This is a genomic window from Variovorax paradoxus, assembly GCF_022009635.1.
Lineage (GTDB): Bacteria > Pseudomonadota > Gammaproteobacteria > Burkholderiales > Burkholderiaceae_C > Variovorax.
On record NZ_CP091716.1, the window covers coordinates 6,061,478 to 6,084,798 of the forward strand.

The window sequence follows — 23,321 nt, forward strand, 5'->3', positions numbered from 1 at the left end:
GAAAGTCTATGCCCTGCCCGACCAACCTGCAGCGGCCAACCCTTGTGCCACCTGCGCAAGATAGCGCTGCTGCTGCGCCCATGCGGCCAGCGCCTGGGGCTGGTCGACCTGCACCAGCCGCAGATTGCCGTTCAGCGGCGCCTGCGCCAGCTTCCACAGGTCGGCGCGGATCACCACGCCGATGCGCGGATAGCCGCCGGTGGTCTGCGCGTCGCCCATCAAAATGATCGGCTGGCCCGACGGAGGCACCTGCACCGTGCCGGGAATGACACCCGACGACAGCATGTCGCCGCCGCGCTTGCGCTTGAGTTCGGCACCCGCGAGGCGGCTGCCCATGCGGTTGCTCTGCAGCGTGATGCGCCAGCGCTCGCCCCACAGCAGCTCGCGCGCGGGCAGGGTGAACTGTTCGAACTCAGGGCCGGGCAACACGCGCAAGGCGATGGCGCCGTCTGCCTCCATGGGGCCCCAGTCCGGACCACGCAGGCCGAAGGGGCGACGGGCGAGTTGCGATGCGTCGAGCCTTGACATGCCCAACGGCAGGCGGTCGCCCTTGCGCAATGGGCGCCCCTCATGGCCGCCGAAGCCGGCCTTGAGGTCGGTGCTGCGCGAGCCCAGGATCGGCGGCACATCGATGCCGCCCGCCACCGCGAGCCAGCTGCGCAGCCCGGCCTTCTTCGCGCCCGGCGCGTTGGCGCCCGAGAGCTTCAGGGTCTGGCCGGCGGTCACCGGCATGCTCCAGCAGGGCCAGAGCGGCACGCCGTCGAGCGTGGCGGCGAAGTCGTCGCCGGTCAGCGCGATGCGCGTGTCGACCTCGAAGCGCAGCTCACAGCCGCCCATGGTGAATTCGAGGCCAGCGGCGCCGTCCACGTTGCCCACGAGCCGGTTGGCCATGGTGAGCGAGAGCACGTCGAGCGCGCCGCCGGGGCAGATGCCGAGCTGGCGATGGCCGTGCCGCCCCAGGTCTTGCACCGAGGCGAGCACGCCCGGTTTCTGGACGACGATCATGTCCGCACGCTTTCCACGACGAAGCGCACGCGGTCGCCGGGGCGCAGCAGCGTGGGCGGCGTGGCCGCGGGGTCGAACAGTTCGAGCGGGGTGCGCCCGATCAGCTGCCAGCCGCCGGGCGACGCCAGCGGGTAGATGCCGGTCTGCTCGCCGCCGATGCCCACCGAGCGCGCCGGCACCGCGGTGCGCGGCTCGGCCCGGCGCGGCGTGGCGAGTTCGGGTGCCAGACCGCCCATGAAGGCGAAGCCGGGAAGAAAGCCGAGCAGGTAGACGATGTATTCGCCCGCGCTGTGGCGCCGCACCACCTCGGCCGGCGTGAAGCCGGTGTGGGCCGCGACATCGGCCAGGTCGGGCCCGTGCTCGCCGCCATAGGCCACCGGGATCTCGACCAGCCGGCCCAGTGCGGCAGCGGCCGGCAGCTTCGGCCAGGCTTCGAGCACATGGGCGGTGAGCGTATCGAGGTCGATCGCGGTCGGATCGAAGGTCAGCGTGAGATTGTTCATGCCCGGCAGCGTCTCTCCGACGCCGGGCCATTCGCGCGCGCGCTCGGCGAGCGCCCAGATGCGCTGCTGCTGCGCCAGCGTGGCGGGCGCCGGCAGCTCGCACAGGAGCGCTGCATCGCCCAGGAGATGCAGCCGGGGCGGCGGGGTGCCGCTCATCGCGGCTTATTCACGGCCGAGGCTGCGAACCTTGGCGGCGAGCTGCTGCTCCACGTTGGGGGAGACGAACTTGTGGACCTCGCCGCCGAGCATGGCGATCTCGCGCACGAAGGTGCTGGAGATGAACTGGTACTTGTCGCTGGGGGTCAGGAACACGGTCTCGACGTCGGGCATCAGCGAGCGGTTCATGCCCGCGAGCTGGAACTCGTAGTCGAAGTCGGTCACGGCGCGCAGGCCGCGCACCATGGCCTTGCCGCCGCGCGCGACGACGAAGTCGCGCAGCAGGCCCGAGAAGCTCTCGACGCTGACCTGGTCGCTGTAGGGCTTCACCGCCTCGCGGGCCATGTCCATGCGTTCGGACAGCGTGAAGAGCGCCTTCTTGTGGTGGCCCGCCGCGACGGCGACGATCACCTTGGAGAAGAGCTGGGTTGCGCGCCGCACCACGTCCTCGTGACCGAGGGTGATGGGGTCGAAAGTGCCGGGGTAAACCGCGATCACGTTGCTGGCCATGGTTGCTTCTTCCTCATGCTGCCGATGCGGCTTGTTCGGCGGATTATGCAGTCCCCTCCGGGGCCGCCCTCAGGAGGTGGGCATGCACGGCGCCCGCCTTCAGGTAGCGGAAGCCCACGAGGCCGAAGGCGGCGAGTTCCTCGTCGCTCCAGCGGCGCGGCGCCTCGAGGTACACCGAGCCCCCGGCACGCAGCGCTCTCGCGGCGGCGCGCAGGGCCGGTTCGTAGAGCGCGGTGCTGTCGAAGGGCGGATCGAGGAACACGGCATCGAGGCTGCCGGCGGGCGTGCGCTCCAGCGCGGTCAAGCCGTTGCCGCGCTCGATGCGCACGGCTTCGGCCGACAGCTTGGTCTTGGCGGCCTGCAACTGCGCGACCAGCGCGGCGTCCTGCTCGCACAGCAGCACGTTCGCGGCGCCGCGCGAGGCGGCTTCGAGGCCCAGCGCGCCGGTGCCGGCGAAAGCGTCGACGCAGTGCCAGCCCGGCAGCTCGCCGCCGCCGGCACCGGCCAGGCTCGCGAGCCAGTTGAAGAGGGTTTCGCGCACGCGGTCGGGCGTGGGGCGCAGGCCGGGCTTGTCGGCCACGGCGAGGCGGGTGCGCTTCCATTCGCCACCGATGATGCGCACCTCGCTGGGTTTCGACGGGCGCTTGGTTGCGGCGGGACGGGCGGCTGGGGCGGCTTTCTTCTGGGGCATGCGGCGAGCTTAACGCCCGACGCTCTGCCTCAGAGCCCGCTGAAGGCGCGATGGGCCAGCATCGCGGCCAGCAGCAGCATGGTGCCGCCGATGAGCCCGTCGAGCATCTGCCAGGCGCGCGGCCGAGCGAACACCGGCGCGAGCAGGCGCGCACCGAAGCCCAGCGAGGTGAACCACAGCGCGCTGGCGGTGGCCGCGCCCGCCACGAACCAGACCTTCAGCAGCCCCGCGTACTGCGCGCCGGCGCTGCCCACGAGCAGCACGGTGTCGAGGTAGACATGCGGATTCAGCAGCGTGAAGCCGGCCGCCTGCGCGACCACGGCCGCGCGCGACAGCGACGCACCCTGTGCCGTGGCCTGCAGCGCGGCGGGCCGGCGCGAGCGCCACAGCGCCTTCAGGCCATAGGTGCAGAGGAATACGGCGCCGAACGCAGCGAGCGCGGTGGCCAGCATCGGGCGGCCCTTCAGCGCCTGCGCCATGCCGGCCACGCCGGCGCCGATCAACACCGCGTCGCTGGCCGCGCAGAACAACACCACCGCGCCCACGTGTTCGCGCCGCAAGCCCTGGCGCAGCACGTAGGCGTTCTGCGCGCCGATGGCGACGATGAGGACCAGGCTCATGAAGAGCCCGTTGACGAAGGCGGGGGTGACTTGTACGGCTTGCATGGTCCGAGCTTGCGGCCTGACCGTGATTAACTCAAACTAAACTTTCTAACTGCTGTTCAGTTTTACTTCACCGTCACCATGCTTGACTACGCCGCCCTGAATGCTCTCGCAGCCGTCGTGCGCGAGGGCAGCTTCGAACGCGCCGCCCGCGCGCTGCACGTCACGCCGTCAGCGGTGTCGCAGCGCATCAGGCAGCTGGAGGAGCGCACCGGCGGCGCCCTGCTCGTGCGCGGCCAGCCCTGCGTGGCGACGGAAGCCGGGCTGCAACTGTGCCGCCACGTCGAGCGCGTGGGCATGCTGGAGCACGAACTGCGCGACGCCCTGCCCGCGCTGGGCATGGGCAGCGGCGAGGCCGGCGATGAGCGCCTGACGGTGCGCGTGGCCGTCAACGCCGACAGCCTGGCGACCTGGTTCATCGCGGCCGCGGCCGCCTTCACGGCGCAGGCGCAAACGGTGCTGCTCGACCTCACGGTGGACGACCAGGACCACACGGCCGAGCGGCTGCGCAGCGGCGCGGTGCTGGCGGCCGTGACCGCGCTGGCGAAGCCGGTGGCCGGCTGCAACAGCGAGGCGCTGGGCACTGTGCACTACGTGGCCGCCGCCAGCCCGGAATTCGTGCGCGACCATTTCGCCAAGGGCGTGGGCGCGCGCACGCTGGCGAACGCGCCGAGCCTGGTGTTCGACCGCAAGGACCGGCTGCAGGCGCGCTGGGTGCGGCGCATCTGCCATCGCAATGTCGAGACGCCACGGCACTGGGTACCCTCGCCCACCGCCTTCGTCGAGGCGGCCTGCGCTGGAATGGGCTGGGGCATGCATCCGACCAGCATGGTGGCCGAAGCCATCCGTGAAGGCAGGCTGGTGGAACTGGTTCCCGGCTCGACACTGCCGGTGCCGCTCTACTGGCAGCAGGCGCGCGCGGCGTCGCGCCTGCTGGAAAGACTGGGCGCGGCGGTTCGCGCTGCCGCCAGCCAGGGGCCGCACGCCCTGGCCTAGTCGCCCGCCTACTGCTGCGTCTTGGCGGCGGCCGCCTGGGCGGGCTTGCCGCCCACCACCACCGTCACCATGCGCTCCGGCTGCAGCTTGCGCTGGAACGCTGCCTTGATGTCCGCCGCCGTGACCGCATTCATGCGCGCGGTCCAGGTGTCGAGGTAGTCCAGCGGCAGGTCGTGCCATGCGATGTTGGCGACGTTGCCGATCAGCTTGCGGTTGCTGTCGAGCAGCAGCGGGAAGCCGCCGATCACGTTGTCCTTGGCGGCCTTGAGTTCGCTCGCGGTCGGGCCCTCGGCCACGAACTTCGCGAGCACTTCGCGCGACACCTTCACCGCTTCCTCGGCCTGGTCGGGCCGGGTCTGGAAGCCGATGCGGAACGCGCCCGCCTCGAGCCCCGGCGCGAAGCCGCTGTAGATGCTGTAGGTGAGGCCGCGCTTCTCGCGCACCTGGTCGGTCAGGCGCGACACGAAACCGCCGCCGCCCAGCACGTAGTTGCCCAGCGTGAGCGCGAAGTGGTCCGGGTCCTTGCGCGGATAGCCGGGCTGGCCGATGAAGACGTGGGCCTGCGCCGAATCGAACGGAATGCGCTCGTCCTTCGCCGCCGTGAGCGCGGCCACGGGCGCGATGGCCGGCAGGGGCGTGCAGGCCTCGGGGCCGGGCAGGCGCGACAGCAGCGTGTTGGCGAGCGTCTCGGCCTCGGCGCGCGTGACCGCGCCGACGATGCTGAGCTTGGCGCGGCACGGCACCATCAGCTGCTGATAGCGCTGGCGCATGGCGGCGGTGTCGATGCGCGCCAGCGTTTCCTCGGTCACTTCCTGCCCGTAGGGGTGCGTGCCGTACGCCGCCTGCGCGAACGCACGGCCGGCCACGGTCGCGGGCTTGGTGTTGGCTTCCTTGATGGCGGCGTTGATGCGCTCGCGCTCGCGCTGCCACACGTCGTCGGGGAAGGCCGGCTCGCCGATCTCGCGCGAGGCCAGCGTGACAGCCTTCTTCAGCAGCGCCGGGTCGGACAGCGTGCGCAGCGAATAGCTGGTGCGGTCGGTGCCCGCGCTCACGTCGAAGCTGGCGCCCAGGTCGGCCCAGGCTTCGCCGAGGGCGTTCTGGTCGAGCGCCGGCTCGCCGCCCTTGCCCGCGCGCACGCCCTTCTCGACCATCGCGGCCGTGGTGCTGGCCAGGCCGGCCTGCGACGCGGGGTCACGGCGGCTGCCGGCGTCGAAGTCGACCTGCATGTCGACGATCGGCAGCGCATTGGTCGACACGAGATAGATCTTGGCGCCGTTGGCGAGCGTCCAGTGCTGGATCGGCAGCGCGGCGTGCGCGCCGGTCATGCCCGCGAGTGCCGCCGCGCCTGCAAGCACGAGAGCGCGCGCGGTTTTCTTCAGAGTCTTGTTCGTCATGGAATCGGGACCTTTCAGCGCAGCTCGCCAGCGGGCGCCGCGAAGCCGCGGCCGCGCTTGGCCTCGGGCGGCAGGGGCCGCAGCGTGGCGACCGTGAGCTGGTCGTCGCCGAAGTACTTGGCGGCCACGGCCTGCACCTGCGCGGCCGTGACGGACTGCAGCCGGGCGACGATGCGCTCGCTGGCGTCCAGCGGCAGGCCCTGGATCCAGTTGCTGCCGAGTTCGCGCGCCTGCGCCATCACCGAGTCGCGCTTGTAGGTCTCGCTGGCCACCCATTGCGTCTTGACGCGGGCCAGTTCGGCTTCGCCCACGCCGTCCTTGGCGATGCGCGCCACCTGCGCGCGCAAGGCGGCCTCGACCGCCTCGGCGCTCTTGCCGGCGGCCGGCACGCCTTCGAGCACGAAGAGCTGCGGGCCGCGGCCGACGAAGCCCGCGTAGGCGCCAGCCGAGTCGGCGACGCGGTCGGGGCCCTGGGTGAGCGCGCGGTCGAGCCGGGCGCCGGCATAGCCGTCGAGCACGGCGGACAGCACCACCAGCGCCCAGGCGTCGCTGTTCACGTCGTCGATGCTGGCGATCTGCGGCACGCGGTAGGCCAGCGACACGTAGGCCTGCTCGGCGGGGGCCTTGAATTCGAGGCGGCGGATGCCGCGCTGCACCGGCTCCACGCGCGGCTTGCGCACGGGCACGGCACGCGCGGGAATGCGGCCGTAGTATTTCTCGGCCATCGCGCGGACCTGGGCCACGTCGACGTCGCCGGCCACCACCAGCACGGCGTTGGCGGGCACGTACCAGCGCTGGTGGAAGTCGCGCACGTCAGCCGGGGTCATGGCGTCGAGGTCGCTCATCCAGCCAACCACGGGGCGGTGGTAAGGCGACGCGATGAAGACGGCGGCGTTCTGCTGCTCGCCGAGCAGGGCGCGCGGCTGGTCTTCGGTGCGCAGTCGGCGCTCTTCCTTGACGACCTCGATCTCGCGCTTGAATTCGTCGTCGGGCCACTGGTTGTTGGCGAAGCGGTCGGATTCGAGCTTCATCACCTGCTCGAGGCTGCCGACCGGAATCTGCTGGTAGTAGCCGGTGTAGTCGCGGGTGGTGAAGGCGTTTTCCTGGCCGCCGAGGGCCGCCACGCGGCGCGAGAACTCGCCGGGCTTGATGTCCTTGGTGCCCTTGAACATCATGTGTTCGAGCGCATGTGCAACCCCAGAGGTGCCGTCGACTTCATCGAGGGAGCCGACCCGCACCCAGACCATCTGTACCGCCGTGGGCGAGCGCCGGTCGGGCTGCACGATCAGCGTCATGCCGTTGGGCAGCGTGAATTGCTGGGGTCCCGGCGCGGCCGCGGTGGCGGCGGACGAAGCGGCGGGGGCCGGTGTGGACTGAGCCTGCGCAGGCACGGCCCACGGCGCCACGAGCGCCATTGCCAGTACCGCACCAGACGCAGCACGGCGTGGCGGGAGGTGTTTCATAGAATGGGTCGGATTGTAAAAAGCTTCTGATGTTCAGTTTCTTCAAGAAAAAACCGCCTGCCGATGCCCCGGTCGCGCCGGCGCCCCCTCCGGCTGTCGCGCCAGCGCCCGCCCCGGAGCCCGCGCCCACGCGCTCGGTATTCTCGCCTTCGAGCTGGTTCGGCTCGAAGCCAGCGGTGGAGGAAACGCCTGTTGCGCCTGCGCCGGCCGTTGCGCCACCGCCCGCTCCGGCTCCTGCACCGACAGCCCCTGCGCCGGTCGTCGCAGCGCCGGCACCAGCGCCGGCCCCGGTCGTGGCCGCGCCCCCTCCCGCACCGCCGCCTGTCTTCGCTCCCCCGCCAGCCCCGGCGCCCGCTCCCGTTCCCGCCCCGGTCGCCGCGGCACCGGTCGCCCCCGAGCGCAAGAGCTGGCTCGACAAGCTCAAGACCGGCCTGCGCAAGACCGGTACCGGCATCCAGGCCGTCTTCGTCAATGCCCAGATCGACGACGCGCTCTATGAAGAGCTCGAATCCGCCCTGCTGATGGCCGACACCGGCGTCAAGGCGACCGAATACCTGCTCGAAGACCTGCGCGGCCGCGTCAAGCGCCAGATGGCCACCGACGCCGGCCAGGTCAAGGTGCTGCTGGCCGAGGCCGTGGCCGACCTGCTCAAGCCGCTCGAGAAGCCGCTGGTCATCGGCCAGTTCACGCCCACCGTCATCATGGTGGCCGGCGTCAACGGCGCGGGCAAGACCACCTCCATCGGCAAGCTCACCAAGCACCTGGCCAACGAAGGCGCCTCGGTGCTGCTGGCGGCGGCCGACACCTTCCGGGCGGCGGCGCGCGAGCAGCTCTTGGTCTGGGCAGATCGCAACACGGTCGAGATCGTGAGCCAGGAAGGCGGCGACCCCTCGGCCGTGAGCTTCGACGCGGTGAACGCCGGCAAGGCGCGCGGCAAGGACGTGGTGCTGGTCGACACGGCCGGCCGCCTGCCGACGCAGCTGCACCTGATGGACGAGCTCAAGAAGATCAAGCGCATCGTCACCAAGGCCGACGGCACCGCGCCGCACGAGGTGCTGCTGGTGATCGACGGCAACACCGGCCAGAACGCGCTCGCGCAGGTCAAGGCCTTCGACGAGACCCTGGGCCTCACCGGCCTGATCGTCACCAAGCTCGACGGCACGGCCAAGGGCGGCGTGCTGTGCGCCATTGCGCGCGAGCGGCCGATTCCGGTGTACTTCATCGGCGTGGGCGAGAAGCTGGAAGACCTGGAAACCTTCGACGCGCGCGAGTTCGCGCAGGCACTGCTCGGCTGAACCGGCTGCTCCTCCAATAAAAAAACGGCCCTGGCTTGCGCCAGGGCCGTTTCTCTTTTCTTCTTCTCTTCTCCCCCTCGCCGGGTCAGACTCCGAACGGCGATGTCGGCATGCACAGGGCAGGCCCCGTGCAATTGGTGGCCTTGTAGTAGTAGTTGCGCGTCTGCGAGTTCACGATCATCGGCCCGATGAGTGCGAAGCCGTCCGCACCCAGCGTGTTCGACTGCTCGAGTTCCGCCGACAGCGTGTCCTTCGGCACCAGAGCCTGGTAGGTGAAGGTGCTGGACTGCGAAAGGTCCTTGGCGAAGATGTTTCCGAAGCTGTACGGTCCCCGGAAACGGAAGCCGCGAGCGCCTGCCTCTTCGAACTGCGCCAGGGTTGCGCCGACGTCGGATGCGTTGTCCTTCACCTCGTAGGCGAACGTGGAATTGCCGGACGAGCTCTTCTCGAAGACCGCGACCATCGCCGAGCCGAAAACATAGGCCGGTGCGGTATTGAAGTAGCCGTCAGCACCCTGCGCATTGCCACGGGTGATGAACTCGGACCTGCTGGCCGCCGCTGCCTCGGTGCGGTAGGTGTAGGTGGCATCGGTACCGCTTTCCTTGCGGTAGATCATCACCGGCACGTTGTTCACGCTGCTCGCACCGGCCCAGCGGTAGCCTCGCCCGCCCGCCTCGTTGGCCTGGGCCAGGAAGGCACTCGCGTCCGTCGGGGTCGCCTTCGTCTCGTAGACATAGGTGATGCTGCCCGTCTTGTAGTAGACGTTGGCGCCGGCCCCGGACTGGGCGTCCGTCAACGCGCCGAGGAACCTGAAGCCCTTGGTGCCCTCGGTATTGAGGTCGTTCAGGAAGGCACCGCCATCCGCCGGATAGGGCAGTTGCTCGTACAGGAAAGTGCTTGTGGCCGGCGCGGGCGCCGGAGCAGGAGGCTCCGCGGGCGGCGGAGCGGGAGCGGGAGCGGGAGCGGGGGGTGGGGACGGGAGAACGCCGATGGGTGCAAAGCCGTTGCCATCGTTGCCGCCGCCACCGCAAGCCGCCAGGGCAAGCGTCGCCGCGACTGCTGCGGCTATCGCCGCGAGTCTGAACTTCATTGGGGAAAAACCTCCGGGATCCAAATGTTGTGAGCGCACTGGCAAGGGATCGGACAGGAGGCCGAAACGCCAGGGCCCGCCTAAGTTAAAGCGGCGCCACTGCATTCACCAGTGCCAAAAGTCATGACATCTGTCGTCTATGGATCGCATTGGTTATTAAATTAATACCAATAGCCTCCAATTACCAAGAAGGCTAACGAGCCGTCACAACCTCGGCCATCGCCCGCAAAAGGGATTCGGCAGCCACGGGCTTGAACAGCACCGGCACGCGGGACTCGCGCACGCGCTGCAGCCGGTCCGGTGAGGTTTCGCCTGTGACGAGCAGCAACGGCATGGCCGCCCTGCCCTGGGCCGCGCCCTGGCTCAGGCGCAGGCCGGCGTCGAGCCCGTCGGCGCCATCGGCCAGCCGGTAATCGCACAGCAGCAGATCGAACGGCCGACCTTCGGCGGCCGCCTGCTGCAATGCCTCGGCGGCGGCCTCCTCACTGTCGACGGCATGCGCGTCCACCGCATGCGAGCGCAGCAGCCCGACCATGGCTTCCCGGATTTCCTGTTCGTCGTCGAGCAGCAGCACCCGCCCGGGCAGCACGGCCTCGGGCTTGTCGCTTCGCCGTGTCGACAGCGCCCCGGCAGCCGCCACGCGGGCCGGCGCCTTCACCGCGGGCACCACCACGCGAAAGAAAGTGCCCCGGCCCGGCCGCGAATGCATCTGCACCGGATGGCCGAGCAGCCGCGACAGCCGCTGCACGATCGACAGCCCGATGCCCAGCCCCCTGGAACGGTCTCGGCCCGGATTGTTGACCTGATAGAACTCCTCGAAGATCCGGCTCGACTGTTCGGGCGCGATGCCGATGCCGCTGTCGCGCACCTCGATCCACACCGCCTCGCCGCGGTCGCGCGCCGTCACGGTCACGCCGCCGCGCGTGGTGTATTTCAGCGCGTTGTCCATCAGGTTGGACAGCATGCGGTGCAGCAGCTGCGGGTCGCTGTGCACCCACAGGCCGCTGGCGAGCACGCGCAGCTGCAGCTGCTTGTGCTCGGCCCTGGCCGCGAAGGTGTGGTTGAGCGGCAGGAACAGCGCGTCGAGCTGTACCGGCTGCGGCGCCGGCGTGACCACGCCCGCGTCGAGCCGCGAGACGTCGAGCATGGTGTCGAGCGACGCGCCCAGCGCATTCACCGCGCGCATCAGGCGCTCGGCATTGCGGCGCTCGGGGCGGTCGCGCAGTTCGTTTTCCAGCGCGGCGCCGAACAGCGCAATGGCGTGCAGCGGCTGGCGCAGGTCGTGGCTGGCGGTGCCGAGAAAGCGCGTTTTCTCTTCGCTGGCGCGCTCGGTGGCGGCGATCTGCTCGCCGAGCCGCGCGGCAAGCGCCTCGTTCTCGAAGCGCAGCATGAGCGACTCGGTGAGCAGCTTGTGCTGGCCGACGCCCGCGTGCAGCGTCAAAAGCAGGTAGGCCGCGCCGGCCGCCGCCAGGAACAGATGTAGGCCGTCGCCCTGCCAGGCCAGCGCGGTGATCATGCCGAGCGACATCGGCATCGTGTAGCCGAACAGCGCCGGCTTCAGCGGCCAGAGCGACTGCGCCGCGCGCGCGCAGCTGCCGACGATCACGGCCATCAGCAGCGAGGTCATGGGCAGGTTGTCGTGCGGCACGATGAGCCAGGGCACCACCGCGGTGATCATGCTCACCAGCGTGACCATGCGCGAGATCTTGCGCGCCCAGTAGGCGCTTTCGCGCGCGGGCCGCGCGGGCGTCCAGCGCGGCGTGAAGAGCACGTAGATGTCGGCGATCAGCAGCGTGGCGAGCCAGAACAGCAGGCTCGGGTCTTTCAGCTGCGAATAGATGATGGCGCCGAACACCAGCACGAACGCCATGTGCGTCAGCGTCGAGGCGATGTAGGTGCTGTAGACCGAGGCGATGTTCTCGCGCAGCACCCGCTGGCCGAGCATGTAGTCGGCGGAGGGCTCGCTGGGCGCCACGATCGGTGCGCTCAATTCAGTGCAGGGTGCTGATCAGTTGCGCGCGCGAGCGCATGCCGAACAGCAGCAGGATGGTCGAGACGTGGTTCTTCACGGTGCCTTCGCTCAGGTTGGCGAGTTGCGCGATTTCCTTGTTGGCCTTGCCTTCGAGCACCCACTGCAGCACCTGCATCTGGCGCGGGGTCAGTTCTTGCCAGGCGCTGGCATGGGCGAATTCGGCATAGCCGGCGAGCGGCTTGGACGCGGTCGGCGGCGGCGGCTCGGTAGTGCCGGGCGCCGAGGGGTCGAGCAGGCCGCAGGCGCGAATGAAGCTCACGACCTCCTTCAGGTCGGCCGACTTGGGCAGGAAGGCGGCCGCGCCCAGCGCCAGCACACCCTGCGCCAGCGTGCTGTTGCCGGTGCCCGAGAGCACCACGATGCGGGCGTCCGGAAAGCGCTGGCGGAAATCGGCCAGACCGCTCAGGCCGCGCGTGTCGGGCAGCGCCAGATCGAGCAGCACTAGGCCGATGGACGCTTGGTGGGCTTCGTACAGCACCAGGGCGTCAGCCACGTTGCCGGCCTCGAAAACCTCGATGCTGGCGCCGGAGGACGCAGCCTGCGCCTGGACCAGCGCACAGACGCCGAGGCGCAGCAGGTCGTGGTCGTCCACGACGAGGATCGCGGTGGGGGACTGGGCGGGTGCGCCGGCCTCGGCAGGCGGCTGCAAGGGCGTGGGTGAGGTGTCGAGGGAAGCCACGCGTTTGATCTTAGCGGCGCAGCGGCACGGTGAAAGTGCCCAAAGTCATGCCATGCGCCCTCCCGTAGTGCTTTTACGCTACTTTTTTGATAGCAAATACGCATGGCAAGCGCTCTTGCCATCGGGCTTTTCCATGGGCACCATCGAAGTTCCGCCGCATCGAACGGCGCCCACGGAGACCCACAATGACGCATACCGCCGCCGCCCCGCTCGAATCGAGCGACCGCAAGGTCGACCGGCTGCTCGCCCACTACGAGGAGAGCCATCGGAACCCGACCAACGAACTGATCCATTTCGTGGCCATCCCGGCCATCATGCTGAGCATCGTCGGGCTGCTGTTCGCCATTCATCCATGGGTGGCGTATGTGTTCGTGGGGGCCAGCCTTGTCTATTACGCGCTGCTGCGGGCACCGGCCTTCCTGCTGACCATGGCTGTGCTGACGGCCATCGCGCTGGCGCTGGTGCATGCGATGGGCGGCCTTGTATTGCCGGTTTCAGCCGCTATCTTTGTGGTGGCCTGGATCTTTCAGTTCGTGGGCCACAAGCTGGAAGGCAAGAAACCTTCGTTCTTCGAAGACATCCAATATCTCTGGGTCGGCCCGCTGTTCGTTCTGTCGAAGCTGTTTCTAAGGCTAGGCATCCGCTGGTAGCCTCTGGCTATCAGCGCGATAGAAACTCAAGGGAACCCTTGGTTTAGCACTCCCTCTAACCGAGTGCTAATATGGCCAACACAAAGGAGTTTCCCCTGATGACAACGCTGTCTGGAGTCTCTGCCAACCAGCTGGCCGTCGCCAATCCATGGTCGATGGTTCCCCCGCTGGGCAACCTGGATGCCTACATTTCGGCCGCCAACCGCCTGCCGATGCTCACGCTCGAAGAAGAGCAGGGCTTCGCACGCAAGCTGCGCGACCAGAACGACCTCGAATCCGCCGGCGCGCTCGTGCTGTCGCACTTGCGCCTCGTGGTTTCCATCTCCCGCCAATACCTGGGCTACGGGCTGCCGCACGGCGACCTGATCCAGGAAGGCAACGTCGGCCTGATGAAGGCCGTGAAGCGTTTCGACCCCGACCAGGGCGTGCGGCTCGTGAGCTACGCCATGCACTGGATCAAGGCCGAAATCCACGAGTACATCCTGAAGAACTGGCGCATGGTCAAGGTCGCGACGACCAAGGCCCAGCGCAAGCTGTTCTTCAACCTGCGCTCGATGAAGCAGGGCTTCAAGGCCGACTCGGCCGCGGCCGACAACGGCACGCACCGCGAAACGCTGAGCCCCGACGAGGTGTCGCAAATGGCGACCCGGCTCAACGTCAAGCCCGAAGAAGTGCTCGAGATGGAAACCCGCCTGTCGGGCGGCGACGTCATGCTCGATCCGGGCCCGTCGGACGACGGTGAAGAGGCCTTCGGCCCCATCGCCTACCTGGCCGACGCCACCCAGGAGCCGACCGCCCTGCTCGAGTCGCAGCAGCGCGACCGCCTGTCGAGCGACGGCATCGCCACGGCGCTCGAGGCGCTGGACGACCGCAGCCGCCGCATTGTCGAAGAGCGCTGGCTCAAGGTGAACGACGACGGCTCGGGCGGCATGACATTGCACGACCTCGCGGCCGTGTACGGCGTGAGCGCCGAACGCATCCGCCAGATCGAAGTCGCGGCGATGAAGAAGATGAAGAAGGCGCTCGCGGACTACGCGTAAGCCACCAGCCTCTCCTTCCCAGGATGAAGAAAAGCCCGGTCTCCCGGGCTTTTTTCATTTGGAGAGCGTGCGCATCGCCCGCTTGGCGATGTAGCGGGTTTCTGGCGTATCCGACTCGGCCAGCCAGCGCGCGCAGAGTTTGTCGACCCATTCGCCCTGGCTCTTGCTCGCATCGTTGAGCCAGTTGGCCACCGAGTTCTGCACATAGCGGCTCGGATCGGCGCGCAGCGGCTCCAGCAGCGGCAGCGCGCGCCAGGGCTCGGTCTTGAGCGCCTCGATCTGGGCGCACCACACGCCGCGCGGGCGCGTGAGCTCGCTGGCGAAGCGGCGGATGTTGGGGTCGGCATCCAGCACCCAGGGCTGCAGCAGCGCGAGCGCTTCGTCGAGCGAGGCAATCACCGCGTCGCGCACCGCCATCCAGGCGATCTCGCGCACGCCGAAGTGCGGATCGGCGGCAAAGCGGCGCACGGCCTCCAGTTGCCGCGGCAGCGACAGGCCCGAGAGCGTGACCCACTGCGCGGCCCAGCAGCGCGCCACGTCGCTCGAATGCGTGGCCAGCCTGTGGGCGACGGCATCGCGCTCGTCATGCAGCGCCGCGAGGTCATACAGCGCGCGGGCGATGTGCCCGTGCCGCTGCATCGGCTTGAACGCCGCCAGCATCGCGAGAGTGTCGACCAGCCGCTCGCTCTGCGCGTCGAGCCCGATGTGCCCCGCCACGCTGCGCGCCAGCCGCGGCAGCTCCAGCGCCATGAATTCGTTGAGGTTGACGGTTTCGAGCAGCCCGTCGTTGAGAGCGCCCAGCACCTCGGGCGGGATCAGCGCGATGCGGAAGGCGCCCTTGCGCGTCTTCAGGTGCTCGACCGAGCCCACCACGGCTTGCATCTGTCAACCCTGCTCAAGAAGCGATCAGCGTCTTCAGGTCCGACACCATGGCCGGCACGCCCGCGCCGTAGCGTGCGTAGAGCCGCAGGCGCCCCTGCGTGTCGTACACGTAGCTCGCGGCCGAGTGGTCCATCGAATAGCTGGTCGGCGTCTTGCCGTCGACCTTCTTGTAGTAGACCTTGTAGTCCTTCGCGAGCGCGGCCAGTTCGTCGGCGGTCGGGATCAGCGCCACGAAGCTCGGGTCGAACGCGCCCATGTAGGCCTTGAGCACCTCGGCCGTGTCGCGCGCCGGGTCGACGGTGACGAACAGAACCTGCAGCTTGTCGCCGTCCTTGCCCAGCTGCTGCTTGACCTGCGCCATCTCGGTCATGGTGGTCGGGCAGACATCGGGGCACTGGGCGTAGCCGAAGAACATCACGACCGCCTTGCCCTTGAAGTCGGCCATGGTGCGGACCTTGCCGTCGGCGTCCTTCAGCGAGAAGTCCTTTGCGTAGTCGGCGCCGGTGATGTCCACGGCATTGAAGCTCTGCTTCTGCTCGCTGCAGGCGGAAAGCCCCAGGCCCAGGGTCGCGGCGATGCCCACCCAGCCGGCGCTTCCGGCGATCAATCTGAGAGCGTTCCGCTTGTTCATGGAAAAGACGTGGTCAATGGATGTAGTGATCGACGAGCAAGGCCAGGAACAGCACGCTCAGGTGGATCAGCGAGAAGCGAAAGGTCTTTCGCGCCAGGGTGTCGGAGTAGTTGCGCCACAGCGCGAAGGCGTAGCCGGTGAAGCCGACGCTCACGACCACCGCCACCGCCAGGTACAGCCAGCCGCTCATGCCGTAGATGAAGGGCATCAGGCAGGCCGCGAACAGAATGAAGGTGTACAGCAGCACCTGCAGCCGCGTGAACTCGTTGCCGTGCGTCACGGGCAGCATCGGCAGGCCCGCCTTGCGGTAGTCCTCGACGCGGTAGAGCGCCAGCGCCCAGAAGTGCGGCGGCGTCCACAGGAAGATGATGAGGAAAAGAATCAGCGCCTCGGGGCCCACGTCGCCCGTCATCGCAGCCCAGCCCAGCACCGGCGGCATGGCGCCCGAGGCACCGCCGATCACGATGTTCTGCGGCGTCAGCGGCTTGAGGATCACGGTGTAGATCACCGCGTAACCGACGAAGGTGGCGAAGGTCAGCCACATGGTCAGCGGATTGACCGTGAACCACAGCAGCACGGAGCCGGCGGTGCACAGCAGCGCCGAGAAGATCAGCGCCTGCAGGTCGCTGAGTTCGCCGCGCGCGGTGGGGCGCCACGCGGTGCGCTTCATCTTGGCGTCGATGCCCTTTTCGACCAGGCAGTTGAACGCCGCCGCCGCCCCCGCCACCAGCCAGATGCCGATGCAGGCCAGCGCGCCGCGCTGCACGTCGGCCCACGACGGCATGCCCGGCACGGCCAGCACCATGCCGATGAAGGCGCAGAACACGATCAGCTGCACCACGCGCGGCTTTGTCAGCGCGTAGAACTGGCGCAGCACGTTGGCGGTGCTGCCTTGCTGAACGGAAATCGGGGTACTCACGCGGCGGCCTTCCTCTGGTTGTTGTTGTCGTGACCGGTTGCATTGTCACTGGCGCGCGCGAGCCGTGCTTCGGGCACGGCGCGGCGGCTTTCGCACAGCGCCCATGTCAGCACCACGGCCAGCGCCGCGGCGCCACCCGTGTGAAGCACGGCCGCCGCCAGCGGCCAGCCGAGAAGCACGTTGCCCAGGCCGGTGGCCAGTTGCAGCAGCGCAAGACCCGCCAGCCAGCGCGCCTGGGGTTTCAGTGTGTCGATGCGACGCAGGCGCCATGCCAGCACGCCGAGCGCGGCGAAGACGGCGTAAGCCATCAACCGATGCGCATAGTGGATGGCGGTGAGCGCCGAGAAGTCGAGCGGCTGGCCTTCGCCGGTCACGCCGAGGTGGCGCCAGATCTCGAAGCCCTGCGCGAAGTTCATCGGCGGCCACCAGCTGTCCTGGCAGGTCGGGAACTGCGTGCAGGCGAGCACCGCATAGTTGGTGCTGACCCAGCCGCCGAGGGCGATCTGCAGCACGAGCAGCACGGTGGTGGCGATGAGCCCGTTGCGCAGCGCCGGCGATAAGGCGGTGGGCAGCCGCTGAGCGGCGGCCTGGCGGTAATGCACGGCCTGGATGCAGAGCAGCGCCAGCAGCACCACGGCGCCCAACAGGTGCAGCGTGACGATCGCGGGGAACAGCTTCCAGGTCACGGTGAGGGCGCCGAACGCGCCCTGCAGGCACACCCAGACCAGCGTGAATGCCGGCCACCAGGCGCTGAGCGTGGCGTGGTGATCGCCGTCCTTGGACGATGACGACGGCTGCGGCACGCGGCGCTGGCGGCGGCGCACGATCCAGGTCGCGCCCGCGAGCGTGAGGATCAGCACGCCGACGCCCGTCGCCAGGTAGCGGTGAACCATCTCGACCCAGGCCTTGCCGTGCGTGACCGGACCGGTCGGCTGCGCGCTCTGCGCCATCGCGATCTCGTGCCGTGCGCCGTGCGGGCTGGCATTGCCGTAGCAGCCGGGCCAGTCGGGGCAGCCCAAGCCCGAATCGGTGAGCCGGGTGAACGCGCCGAACAGCGTCAGGTCGAAGGTCAGGAACAGCGTGAGCACGGTCAGCGCATGCAGCCGGCGCGCCGGGCCTGCGCCCGCGTTGCGCCGCCAGACCCACAGCAGCGGGCCGAGCGCGATCAGCACGCCCGCGGCCATGAGCCACGCGATCGGCGTGAGGTCGTAGAGCGAGCTCGTCGTGTCCATGCGGTCTTGTCTGTCTGCGGCCGCTCAGCGGTCCGGCTTGTCCCACGACGCCGAGGCGCGCAGCAGGCGGTCGAGGTCGCGCTTGGCGCGGCTGGCGCCCGCGGCGTCCATGCGCGCCGGGAAGCGCATCATCCAGTGGCCCATCGGATCGACCACGTAAAGGTGTTCGGCCAGCGTGTGGCCCGACACGGGAACGAGCCACTTGGCCAGTTCGTCGGCCGGCACGCGCAGCACGGTCGCGCCGTGCAGGCCGTTGTTCAGGCGTTCGGGCACGGGTGCGGCGTCGCTCACCAGCCAGACGCGGTCCATGCGGTCTTTTTCGCGGCCCAGGCTTTCGCGCAGTTGCCGCTGCAGGTAGAGCTGCTGCTCGCACAGCGCGTCGCAGGCGGCGTCGGCCACCGCGACCAGCAACCACTGCCCCTTGAGGGTGGCCAGGTCGACCGGCGCGCCGTTGCGATCGGCGGCGACGAACTTCGGCAGTTCGCGCTGCGGATCGATCAGCTCGCCGTAGACGCTGCGCCCCTCGGGCCGGATCACGTAGTAGGTGAAGTACGAGGCGATGACCGGCGCCGCGCACATCAGCATCACCGCGATCATCTTCCAGCGCCCGACGACCGTGCGCCGGCCTTCCGCGCCGTCGAGGGCCTGGTTCGGCGACGGCATCGAATGGACCGTCAGGCCCAGCGGCTCGTCAGAAGCGGCCATCGCGTGCGCGGCGCCTCGCGCGGCGGAAGGGTGTGATGAATTGGAACCAGACATAGAGGATGACGACGAGGGCCGACAGGCCAAACCACTGGAATGCGTAACCGTAGTGCCTCTCGAGGCCCAGCGCCGGGGCCGGCCAGTCTCGCTGCAGCCCCTCGGAGGCCGGCCCGGTCTGCTGCAGCGACACGTCGGTACGCAGCGGCATCTTGGTCTCGGCGCGGAAAGCCTCCAGGTCGAGATTTTGCCGGATGGGCGAATACCCTTCGACGGCCGGTGCCGGAGCGGCGGCTTCCGGCGTCGCCGCGGTTGCGGGTGCGCCCGCCGGTGCTGCCGGTGCAGGGACGGACGTGCCCAGCTCCAGCAGGTGGCTCGGCGGCGGCTCGATCAGGCCCGTGACCTCGACGATGCCGGCCGGCGTTTCGACAGCGCCGAGCTTCGTGCGGTCGACGAAATTGCGCTGCACCCAGCCGCGCTGGACCATCACCGTCTGCTCGGTGCCCTCCAGCGCGAACGGCGTCAGCACGTAGAAGCCGGGCACGCCGTGCATCTGGCGGTTGTCGAGGTACACGGTCTGCGGCGTCAGCCACAGGCCGCGCAGGCGCACCGGGCGGTGCAGTTCGTCGGAAGGCTGCGCGAGCGCCAGGAACTCCGCCTGCGTGAGCGGCGGCTTCACTTTCTGGGCTTCGATGCTGGCCTGCAATGCCTCTTTCTGCGCGGCGCGCGAGAGCTGCCAGCGGCCCAGCGAAACGGTGGCGGCCAGCGTCAGCACGGCGGCGACGGTGATCAGCCAGAAGCGACCGGGACGGCGCCGGTCTTCGGAGTACAGGGGTTCAGGAGTCACTGGAGGAAGCGGGGCGTGCGGCAGATAATGCGGGTCATGAAATATTTCGTCGCCCTGGTGTTCGTGGGCATCTTCGCGAGCCTCGCGTTTGCCCTGTTCTTCATGCTGAAGGACGGGCGCAACGGGCGCGCCAAGAGCGGCGGCATGGCGCGCGCCCTCACCGTTCGGATCGGGCTGTCGGTGTTTTTGTTCCTCTGCATGCTGCTCGCCTGGAAACTCGGCTACATCCAGCCCACCGGACTCCCGCTCGGCAAGTAGGTGGTGCTCGTTCCACGAGAACCATGAAAAAGGCGCCTTCCGGCGCCTTTTTTCTGGAATGCCGCGAGGTGCTTCGCTCAAAGCCAATAGACCAGCATGTAAAGGCCGAGCCAGACCACGTCGACGAAGTGCCAATACCAGGCCGCGCCTTCGAAGCCGAAGTGGCGCTCCGGCGTGAAGTGGCCCTTGCGCAGGCGCAAGGTGATGAACAGCAGCATCAGCATGCCGATGAACACATGCAGGCCGTGGAAGCCGGTCAGCATGAAGAAGGTCGAGCCGTAGGTGCCGGAGCTGAGCTTGAGGTTCAGTTCGGTGTACAGGTGGTGGTACTCGTAGGCCTGCACGCCCAGGAAGATCAGGCCGAGCAGCACGGTCATCCACATGAAGCGGATGGTCTGCGCGCGGTGGCCGGCACGCAGCGCGTGGTGGGCGATGGTGAGCGTGACGCCCGAGCTCAGCAGCAGCGCGGTGTTGATGGTGGGCAGCCAGAACGGGCCGACCGTCTGGAAGGGCTCGACGATGCCGGCCGGCGAACCGGTGGCGCCGGCGGCGACGCTGGGCCACACGGCCTTGAAGTCGGGCCAGAGGATTGCGTTGTCCAGGCTGCCGAGCGTCGGCAGCGCGTGGGTGCGGGCCCACCACAGCGCGGTGAAGAAGGCGCCGAAGAACATCACTTCGGAGAAGATAAACCAGCTCATGCTCCAGCGGAACGAGAGGTCCACCTTGTGGCCGTACTGCCCGCTTTCGCTCTCGCCGATGGCGGCGCGGAACCACACGAACAGCGTGCCGAGCCAGATCACCATGCCCGCCAGCAGCGACCAGGCGCCCCATGCGTGGCCGTTGATCCATTGCGCGGCGCCCAGGATCACGAAGAACAGGCCGATCGCGGCCGAGACCGGATAGGCCGACGGCCCTGGCACGAAGTAATAGGGCGTGGCGCCGTGGGTGGTTGAACTCATATCAGCTGCTCCTGGCTTTCTTTCTTCTCTCGATTCAGTGGATTCTGCTCGTTCAGGCCGCGGCCACATGGCGCACCAGCAGCACCAGCGCGACCACGAAGACGATCACGGCCGCGAACGCCACCGCAATGATGTGCAGCGGGTTCAGCTTGCGCAGGTCTTCCTGGTAGGCGCTGTTCTTGCGAACGCCGAAGAACGACCACGCCACCGCCTTCACCGTATCCCACAGCGAAGCCTTCGAGTCGTTCGGCCGGTCGGGCGGCTGAGCGGTCATCACGAGCGCGGCTCATTGGGGGCATTCGAAACGGCGGCAACCGGCGCCGCGGGCGTCTTGCCGCCCACCTCGAAGAAGGTGTACGACAGCGTGATGGTCTTCACGTCTTTCGAAATCTTGGGGTCGATCACGAACGCGACGGGCCACTGCTTCTTCTCGCCCGGATCGAGCGTGTACTGGTTGAAGCAGAAGCACTCGAGCTTGTTGAAGTACGGCGCCGCCTGCTGCGGGGCGTAGCTCGGGATGGCCTGCGCGGCCATGCGGCGGTTCTGCACGTTCTGGAACTCGTACATCACCGTGTTGAGCTGGCCCGGGTGCACCTGGATGGTCCGCTCCGCGGGCTTGAAGTCCCAGAGGCCGCCGCGCACGTTGGAGTCGAACTCCACGGTGATTGTGCGGGTCATGTCGACCTGCGTGTTGTCGGGAGCGTTCACGCCCTTGCCGCCGCTGGCACCGCCTGGCACCTGCAGTTCGGAAAGCGCGAGGATGTTGATGCCCGTCATCTCGCAGATCGCGCGGTACATCGGCACCAGTGCATAGCCGAAGGCGAACATGCCGCAGGCCACGACAGCCAGCTTGCCGACCATGCGGACATTGGCGCGGCGGATACGTTGACCGATGCTCATGCTGGTGCTCCCGTTCGTTGGATCGTCAACGGCTGCCGAAGAAGACCATGCGAACGATGAAGCCGATGAAGAAAATCACCGCGATGGAGGCCAGCGTGAGCCCCATGCGCCGGTTGTTCCTTCTCTGTTCTGGCGTCGTCATCGTCGTGGTCGATCAGCCGATCACCTTGGTGGCGGTCGCGTCGAGCTTGGGCGGGTTCTCGAAGGTGTGGAACGGCGCCGGCGACGGCACTTCCCACTCGAGGCCCTCGGCGCCTTCCCATGGCTTCTGCGCAGCCTTCTCGCCCTTGCCGCGCATGGTCGGGAACACGACGAACAGGAAGAAGTACACCTGCGCGAAGCCGAAGAAGAACGCACCGACCGAAGCCACGGCGTTGAAGTCGGCGAACTGCATCGGGTAGTCGGCGTAGCGTCGCGGCATGCCGGCCAGGCCCAGGAAGTGCATCGGGAAGAAGGTCACGTTGAACGAGATCAGCGACCACCAGAAGTGCACCTTGCCGCGCGTTTCGTTGTACATGACGCCGGTCCACTTGGGCACCCAGTAGTAGAAGCCCGAGAACATGGCGAACAGCGAGCCGGCCACCAGCACGTAGTGGAAGTGGGCCACCACGTAATAGGTGTCCTGCAGCTGCGTGTCGATGGGGGCAACGGCCAGGATCAGGCCGGTGAAGCCGCCCATGGTGAACACGAAGATGAAGCCGACCGCGAACAGCATGGGCGTCTCGAAGGTCATCGAGCCCTGCCACATGGTGGCGATCCAGTTGAAGATCTTCACGGCCGTGGGCACCGCGATCAGCATGGTCGCATACATGAAGAACAGCTGGCCCGTGAGCGGCATGCCGGTCGTGAACATGTGGTGCGCCCACACGATGAACGACAGGATGGCGATCGACGAGGTGGCGTACACCATCGAGGCATAGCCGAACAGCTTCTTGCGGGCGAAGGCCGGCACCACCTGGCTGATGATGCCGAAGGCCGGCAAGATCATGATGTAGACCTCGGGGTGGCCGAAGAACCAGAAGATGTGCTGGTACATCACCGGGTCGCCGCCGCCGGCGGGGTTGAAGAAGCTGGTGCCGAAGTGGCGGTCGGTCAGCGTCATGGTGATGGCGCCCGCGAGCACGGGCATCACGGCGATCAGCAGGTAGGCGGTGATGAGCCAGGTCCAGCAGAACATCGGCATTTTCATCAGCGTCATGCCGGGGGCGCGCATGTTGAGGATGGTGACGATGATGTTGATCGAGCCCATGATCGACGAGGCGCCCATGATGTGCATCGCGAAGATGCCGGCGTCCATCGAGGGGCCCATCTGCAGCGTGAGCGGCGCGTAGAGCGTCCAGCCCGCGGCGGGCGCGCCGCCGGGCATGAAGAACGAGCCCACCAGCATCAGCGCCGCCGGGATCAGCAGCCAGAAGCTGAAGTTGTTCATGCGCGCGAACGCCATGTCGGAGGCGCCCACCTGCAGCGGGATCATCCAGTTCGCGAAGCCCACGAAGGCCGGCATGATGGCGCCGAACACCATGATCAGGCCGTGCATGGTGGTGAACTGGTTGAACAGCTCCGGGTTCACCAGCTGCAGGCCGGGCTGGAACAGCTCGGCGCGGATCAGCAGCGCGAGCACGCCGCCCACCATCAGCATCGTGAAGCTGAACAGCAGGTAGAGCGTGCCGATGTCCTTGTGGTTGGTCGCGAACACCCAGCGGCGCCAGCCGGTGGGCGCGTGGTGATCGTGATGCTCGTCGTGCGCGTGGCCGCCGGGGACTGCGTGACCGTGGGGGTCGAGGACTGCACTCATTTCGTTGTTCCTTGCAATTTCTTCGTCGCGGGA

General features: G+C 68.2%; 26 protein-coding genes. 5 read left to right on the forward strand and 21 right to left on the reverse strand.

From position 1 onward, the window contains the following. Window positions 1-6: 6 nt before the first annotated feature. The 5 genes from L3V85_RS28240 to L3V85_RS28260 are packed head-to-tail and all read right to left on the reverse strand — an operon-like array spanning window position 7 to window position 3,530. Window positions 7-1,005: a biotin-dependent carboxyltransferase family protein gene (locus L3V85_RS28240; protein ID WP_237675954.1), complete on the reverse strand. Its 999-nt coding sequence runs from the start codon at window positions 1,003-1,005 to the stop codon at window positions 7-9. Continuing rightward, the gene (gene pxpB, locus L3V85_RS28245; protein ID WP_237675955.1) at window positions 1,002-1,664 is read right to left on the reverse strand and encodes a 5-oxoprolinase subunit PxpB; all 663 of its coding nucleotides are present in this window, start codon (window positions 1,662-1,664) and stop codon (window positions 1,002-1,004) included. Before pxpB ends, L3V85_RS28240 begins: the two co-directional genes overlap by 4 nt. Window positions 1,665-1,670: 6 nt before the next feature. Further along, window positions 1,671-2,174 (reverse strand): pantetheine-phosphate adenylyltransferase, encoded by a 504-nt coding sequence (gene coaD / locus L3V85_RS28250; RefSeq protein WP_126025542.1) that lies wholly within the window; start codon window positions 2,172-2,174, stop codon window positions 1,671-1,673. A gap of 43 nt (window positions 2,175-2,217) precedes the next feature. Then, window positions 2,218-2,865 carry an RsmD family RNA methyltransferase gene (locus tag L3V85_RS28255; protein ID WP_237675956.1) on the reverse strand — a complete coding sequence of 216 codons (648 nt, stop codon included), beginning with the start codon at window positions 2,863-2,865 and terminating at the stop codon, window positions 2,218-2,220. Between the two features lie 29 nt (window positions 2,866-2,894). After that, on the reverse strand, window positions 2,895-3,530 hold the full coding sequence (locus tag L3V85_RS28260) for a LysE/ArgO family amino acid transporter (protein WP_237675957.1): 636 nt from the start codon (window positions 3,528-3,530) through the stop codon (window positions 2,895-2,897). Between the two features lie 78 nt (window positions 3,531-3,608). Between L3V85_RS28260 and L3V85_RS28265 the strand changes: the two genes are divergently transcribed. After that, on the forward strand, window positions 3,609-4,523 hold the full coding sequence (locus L3V85_RS28265; RefSeq protein WP_237675958.1) for a LysR family transcriptional regulator ArgP: 915 nt from the start codon (window positions 3,609-3,611) through the stop codon (window positions 4,521-4,523). 8 nt (window positions 4,524-4,531) lie between these two features. Here the strand turns inward: L3V85_RS28265 and L3V85_RS28270 are convergent, their stop codons facing one another. Further along, window positions 4,532-5,917, reverse strand: coding sequence for a M16 family metallopeptidase (locus L3V85_RS28270; RefSeq protein ID WP_237675959.1), 1,386 nt, complete (start codon window positions 5,915-5,917; stop codon window positions 4,532-4,534). A gap of 14 nt (window positions 5,918-5,931) precedes the next feature. Then, on the reverse strand, window positions 5,932-7,380 hold the full coding sequence (locus L3V85_RS28275; protein WP_414080163.1) for a M16 family metallopeptidase: 1,449 nt from the start codon (window positions 7,378-7,380) through the stop codon (window positions 5,932-5,934). Between the two features lie 29 nt (window positions 7,381-7,409). Here L3V85_RS28275 and ftsY point away from each other — a divergent pair, with 29 nt between their 5' ends. Further along, complete coding sequence (gene ftsY / locus L3V85_RS28280; protein WP_237675960.1) at window positions 7,410-8,675, forward strand: signal recognition particle-docking protein FtsY; 1,266 nt, start codon at window positions 7,410-7,412, stop codon at window positions 8,673-8,675. Between the two features lie 85 nt (window positions 8,676-8,760). On the opposite strand, the gene L3V85_RS28285 is transcribed toward ftsY, so the two are convergent. The 3 genes from L3V85_RS28285 to L3V85_RS28295 all read right to left on the reverse strand — a co-directional run bounded on the left by L3V85_RS28285 (window position 8,761) and on the right by L3V85_RS28295 (window position 12,476). Next, window positions 8,761-9,765, reverse strand: a complete 1,005-nt coding sequence (locus L3V85_RS28285; protein WP_237675961.1) for a hypothetical protein — start codon at window positions 9,763-9,765, stop codon at window positions 8,761-8,763. A 193-nt stretch (window positions 9,766-9,958) separates the two neighbouring features. Continuing rightward, entirely contained in the window at window positions 9,959-11,710 is a 1,752-nt protein-coding gene (locus tag L3V85_RS28290; protein WP_237680669.1) for a hybrid sensor histidine kinase/response regulator, read from the reverse strand. 46 nt (window positions 11,711-11,756) lie between these two features. Further along, window positions 11,757-12,476, reverse strand: a complete 720-nt coding sequence (locus tag L3V85_RS28295; RefSeq protein ID WP_237675962.1) for a response regulator transcription factor — start codon at window positions 12,474-12,476, stop codon at window positions 11,757-11,759. A gap of 185 nt (window positions 12,477-12,661) precedes the next feature. Between L3V85_RS28295 and L3V85_RS28300 the strand changes: the two genes are divergently transcribed. Together L3V85_RS28300 and rpoH are read left to right on the forward strand one after the other, a co-directional pair. After that, entirely contained in the window at window positions 12,662-13,126 is a 465-nt protein-coding gene (locus L3V85_RS28300; protein ID WP_237675963.1) for a DUF962 domain-containing protein, read from the forward strand. Between the two features lie 98 nt (window positions 13,127-13,224). Beyond that, a complete protein-coding gene (rpoH, locus tag L3V85_RS28305) occupies window positions 13,225-14,166 on the forward strand; it encodes an RNA polymerase sigma factor RpoH (protein ID WP_237675964.1) in 942 nt (313 codons plus the stop codon). A gap of 54 nt (window positions 14,167-14,220) precedes the next feature. Here the strand turns inward: rpoH and L3V85_RS28310 are convergent, their stop codons facing one another. Genes L3V85_RS28310 through L3V85_RS28335 form a run of 6 tightly spaced genes read right to left on the reverse strand, consistent with a single transcriptional unit; the run spans window position 14,221 to window position 19,376 of the window. Further along, window positions 14,221-15,048 (reverse strand): DNA alkylation repair protein, encoded by an 828-nt coding sequence (locus L3V85_RS28310; RefSeq protein WP_237675965.1) that lies wholly within the window; start codon window positions 15,046-15,048, stop codon window positions 14,221-14,223. Between the two features lie 13 nt (window positions 15,049-15,061). Next, window positions 15,062-15,679: an SCO family protein gene (locus L3V85_RS28315; protein WP_237675966.1), complete on the reverse strand. Its 618-nt coding sequence runs from the start codon at window positions 15,677-15,679 to the stop codon at window positions 15,062-15,064. Window positions 15,680-15,692: 13 nt separating this feature from the next. After that, window positions 15,693-16,598, reverse strand: coding sequence for a heme o synthase (cyoE, locus tag L3V85_RS28320; protein ID WP_237675967.1), 906 nt, complete (start codon window positions 16,596-16,598; stop codon window positions 15,693-15,695). After that, complete coding sequence (locus L3V85_RS28325) at window positions 16,595-17,830, reverse strand: COX15/CtaA family protein (protein WP_237675968.1); 1,236 nt, start codon at window positions 17,828-17,830, stop codon at window positions 16,595-16,597. Before L3V85_RS28325 ends, cyoE begins: the two co-directional genes overlap by 4 nt. A gap of 24 nt (window positions 17,831-17,854) precedes the next feature. Next, complete coding sequence (locus L3V85_RS28330) at window positions 17,855-18,535, reverse strand: hypothetical protein (RefSeq protein WP_237675969.1); 681 nt, start codon at window positions 18,533-18,535, stop codon at window positions 17,855-17,857. Further along, window positions 18,522-19,376 carry an SURF1 family protein gene (locus L3V85_RS28335; RefSeq protein WP_237675970.1) on the reverse strand — a complete coding sequence of 285 codons (855 nt, stop codon included), beginning with the start codon at window positions 19,374-19,376 and terminating at the stop codon, window positions 18,522-18,524. The genes L3V85_RS28330 and L3V85_RS28335 overlap by 14 nt, the downstream gene beginning before the upstream one ends. 27 nt (window positions 19,377-19,403) lie before the next feature. On the opposite strand from L3V85_RS28335, the gene L3V85_RS28340 reads away from it, so the two are divergent. Then, entirely contained in the window at window positions 19,404-19,634 is a 231-nt protein-coding gene (locus L3V85_RS28340) for a twin transmembrane helix small protein (RefSeq protein ID WP_093247361.1), read from the forward strand. A 77-nt stretch (window positions 19,635-19,711) separates the two neighbouring features. On the opposite strand, the gene L3V85_RS28345 is transcribed toward L3V85_RS28340, so the two are convergent. Genes L3V85_RS28345 through ctaD form a run of 5 tightly spaced genes read right to left on the reverse strand, consistent with a single transcriptional unit; the run spans window position 19,712 to window position 23,288 of the window. Further along, window positions 19,712-20,593, reverse strand: coding sequence for a cytochrome c oxidase subunit 3 (locus tag L3V85_RS28345; protein ID WP_237675971.1), 882 nt, complete (start codon window positions 20,591-20,593; stop codon window positions 19,712-19,714). A 52-nt stretch (window positions 20,594-20,645) separates the two neighbouring features. After that, window positions 20,646-20,867, reverse strand: a complete 222-nt coding sequence (locus L3V85_RS28350; protein ID WP_237680670.1) for a DUF2970 domain-containing protein — start codon at window positions 20,865-20,867, stop codon at window positions 20,646-20,648. After that, the gene (locus tag L3V85_RS28355; protein ID WP_237675972.1) at window positions 20,867-21,493 is read right to left on the reverse strand and encodes a cytochrome c oxidase assembly protein; all 627 of its coding nucleotides are present in this window, start codon (window positions 21,491-21,493) and stop codon (window positions 20,867-20,869) included. Before L3V85_RS28355 ends, L3V85_RS28350 begins: the two co-directional genes overlap by 1 nt. A 25-nt stretch (window positions 21,494-21,518) precedes the next feature. Beyond that, window positions 21,519-21,635, reverse strand: a complete 117-nt coding sequence (locus tag L3V85_RS28360) for a cytochrome oxidase small assembly protein (protein ID WP_237675973.1) — start codon at window positions 21,633-21,635, stop codon at window positions 21,519-21,521. Window positions 21,636-21,647: 12 nt separating this feature from the next. After that, entirely contained in the window at window positions 21,648-23,288 is a 1,641-nt protein-coding gene (ctaD, locus tag L3V85_RS28365; RefSeq protein ID WP_106936886.1) for a cytochrome c oxidase subunit I, read from the reverse strand. Between the last annotated feature and the right edge of the window lie 33 nt (window positions 23,289-23,321).